At 47.6% G+C, this 3,003-nt stretch carries 3 protein-coding genes; 1 reads left to right on the top strand and 2 read right to left on the bottom strand.

What is annotated here, in order from left to right; translation table 11 throughout:
* Window positions 1-109: 109 nt before the first annotated feature.
* Window positions 110-1,294 (top strand): NnrS family protein, encoded by a 1,185-nt coding sequence (locus AACT21_RS08320; RefSeq protein WP_094163682.1) that lies wholly within the window; start codon window positions 110-112, stop codon window positions 1,292-1,294.
* A 120-nt stretch (window positions 1,295-1,414) separates the two neighbouring features.
* Here AACT21_RS08320 and dapD read toward each other — a convergent pair whose 3' ends face one another.
* Both dapD and AACT21_RS08310 read right to left on the bottom strand, forming a co-directional pair.
* Window positions 1,415-2,446, bottom strand: a complete 1,032-nt coding sequence (gene dapD / locus AACT21_RS08315; RefSeq protein ID WP_094163680.1) for a 2,3,4,5-tetrahydropyridine-2,6-dicarboxylate N-succinyltransferase — start codon at window positions 2,444-2,446, stop codon at window positions 1,415-1,417.
* A 248-nt stretch (window positions 2,447-2,694) separates the two neighbouring features.
* Window positions 2,695-2,994, bottom strand: a complete 300-nt coding sequence (locus AACT21_RS08310) for a YebG family protein (protein WP_010318120.1) — start codon at window positions 2,992-2,994, stop codon at window positions 2,695-2,697.
* Window positions 2,995-3,003 lie beyond the last annotated feature (9 nt).

Raw genomic sequence — 3,003 nt, 5'->3', positions numbered from 1 at the left:
TCAATTACGTTTTCGTGGGCTCGGAGATGTGAATAAGAGTCGGGGCTTGAATTGTGCTTGTGGTGTTGGTCGTCTGTCATGATATCCACCACCGCCGTAAGAGGTCACAGTGCTCAATATTACCGATATAAAAGTAGAACAACGCATACCCGCTTGGTTGCGCCTTGGTTTTCGTCCCTTTTTCCTACTTGGTAGCGTATATGCCGTTTTAGCGGTGACGTTATGGGTCTGGATGTTTCAAACAGGTCAACCATCGGCATTACAAGTTCCTGCGCTGTGGTGGCATGTACATGAAATGCTGTTTGGTTTTGCTATGGCAATTGTGGTCGGTTTTCTATTGACTGCCGTACAGAACTGGACTGGCATTAATGGCACGAAACATTATCGCTTAGCCGTGTTAGTCGCCTTGTGGCTAGCGCCTCGAATCTTATTGTGGACGCCGACACCTTTGTGGGTCATCTCTTCTGTCGAAGCGCTTTTTTTGGCCGCTTCAGCCTATGAAATTGGCTGCCGAGTAGTGCAAGCGAAAGGCTGGAAAAATCTCTTTTTTGTGCCGCTGTTTATTTTAGCGATCGGCGCGAACTTTGCGAGTTATGCCACCATTAAAGGAATGCCGCCCTTTAGCTCAGCGGCGGTATGGCAGGCTATGTTGTGGTGGTTCACATTGTTGCTATCAGTCATGGGAGCACGCGTGATCCCTTTCTTCAGCGCAAGGCGTTTTAACTTTGAAAAAGCACAGCCATGGGTATGGCTCGATTGGTTAGCCAATGCACCCATTGCGGCCTTGTTTATTTTGAGTTTCTTCCCACTGACGATGGTGCAGATTGGTCAGCCTATCATGTTACTGGCTGGGTTAGCGCAGTGGGTACGTTGGATGCGTTGGAAACCATGGCTAACATTGAGTGAGCCTCTGGTTTGGTCGCTGCACGCTGCGTATGCCTGCATTCCTTTGAGCTTATTACTGCGCGGGTTAATTGATGATGTATATGTCACTCATAACCTGATCCATCTCTTTGCTATTGGAGCCATCTCAGGCTTGATTTTGTCGATGATTGCACGCGTGACCATGGGGCATACTGGCAGGGCGATTTATCAAGGGCCTAAAATGAGTATTGCGTTTGCGGCTTTGATGATGTCGGCATTGGTACGCAGCCTCGGTGTGGCGTTTTTTCCAGCACAACTATTTTTGATGGTGAATATCAGTGCCGCACTCTGGATATTGGCTTTTACTCTGTTTGTGTGGAAATTCGGCACGATGTTACTTACGCCGAGAGTCGATGGCCACCCGGGATAACGGTTTGGCTCGTAACGTGGAAGTAGCAAAATAAAAAAGTAGAAAGTAGCCTAGCAGTAGAAAGCGCGCAAAAGAAAAAGGCTTGGCACATCGCCAAGCCTTTTTATCAGAAAAACAGGATCAGTTATGGCTGTGCAGCATGCTGTTCAGTTCAACGGCTGATTTATTGGCTAAACACTCAATTTGACCTGTGATCGAGTTGCGACGGAAAAGTAGATCCGATACACCAGCTAAATCACGTGCTTTGACGATTTCCACTTCTTGGCCTTGGTTATCGAGCATACGCACTTTAGTGCCAGCAGTTACATACAAACCTGATTCTATCGTGCAGCGATCGCCGAGTGGGAAACCTAAGCCTGCATTTGCGCCAAGCAGTGAGTTTTCACCGATAGAGACCACGACCTTACCGCCGCCAGAAAGCGTACCCATAATAGAAGCGCCACCGCCGATGTCCGATCCATTACCAACAACTACACCAGCAGAAATACGCCCTTCAACCATGCTCACGCCTGTTGTACCAGCGTTGAAGTTGATAAAACCTTCATGCATCACAGTGGTACCTTCGCCCACGTGCGCGCCAAGGCGAACGCGCGAGGTATCCGCAATACGGATGCCTGCTGGGACAATGTAATCAACCATTTTCGGGAATTTATCGACACAATCTACCGTTAAAGCTCGGCCTGCAAGGCGAGCTTCAATTTGACGATCTGCTAGTTCAGGTAGATCGATAGGACCTTCATTGGTCCATGCGATGTTGTGCAGCAGGCCAAAAATACCATCAAGCACAGTACCGTGTGGTTTCACTAAACGGTGTGAAATCAGTTGTAGCTTCAAAAAGCCTTCAGCGACTGATTGAGGCTGTTCGTCGGAAGCTAAAATAACCAGCACCAGTGATTGTGAGGCGTTAGCGGCTTTATCGGCAAAACTGGCATTGTTAGCCTGATCATGTTGAGCAAATATCGCGGCGAGTTGGGCGCTTTGTTCGGTTGAGATGTCGATATACTGGTTGCCTTCGCCATAACCAGAGACTTGAGCAAGCTCGTTCACTAGTGCGTCACTTGGGTTGAGAATTGGCGCTGGAAAAAACGCTTCAATAATTTTTCCATCACGGTTTTTGGTTGCCGTGCCAAAGGCAAGTGCAAAGTAAGCCATTTTGATATCTCCATGTTGTCACTATTGATGCGCTCGCCAGCGTAGGTTGAGCATCATTGCGGCGCACTCGATTTATCAAGCATCATAAAGAGTGAGGCAGGGGTAGGAAAGGGCAAAAGGGGAGAAAGTCCGTAAAACGATACCTTTTGTCTTTTTAGCGATGTATTTCTTTAGACAGAAATACAAAACCGCTGACGAAGCAGCGGTCTTTTCACGTTCTATCATCTTAAGTTAAGCGTTTAATCGCCTTAAGCTGCATCTTCTTCTGGTGCTTCGTCTTTTACCGCTTTGGCTTTTTTAGGCTTAGCCGGTGCAGGCTTGCGCTTTGCGCCAAGTGCGTAAAGCACTTCTTCTTTGTTTTGCGCTAAGAACATCGCCAAAGCTTCTTGCTTGGCTTCATCTTCTAGCAACTCACTTTTCCCTAACAGTTCGAAAAGCTCATCTGCCATATCGAGCATTTTGTCATAAGCGTCAGCGTCTGCTTTAGAGGTAAAAGTCATCTTTTCTTCTCCGTTGCGTTCCACCACGTACTTGACGATTACAGCCATGGTTAATCC

It is taken from the genome of Vibrio sp. V08_P9A1T1 (assembly GCF_963874405.1).
GTDB classification, from domain to species: domain Bacteria; phylum Pseudomonadota; class Gammaproteobacteria; order Enterobacterales; family Vibrionaceae; genus Vibrio; species Vibrio anguillarum.
This window is presented reverse-complemented; position numbering and strand designations above follow the sequence as displayed.

Excerpts from the sequence above, each read along its gene's own strand:
- dapD (WP_094163680.1), bottom strand. The coding sequence starts at position 2,446 with ATGGCTTACTTTGCACTTGCCTTTGGCACGGCAACCAAAAACCGTGAT.
- AACT21_RS08310 (WP_010318120.1), bottom strand. The coding sequence starts at position 2,994 with ATGGCTGTAATCGTCAAGTACGTGGTGGAACGCAACGGAGAAGAAAAG.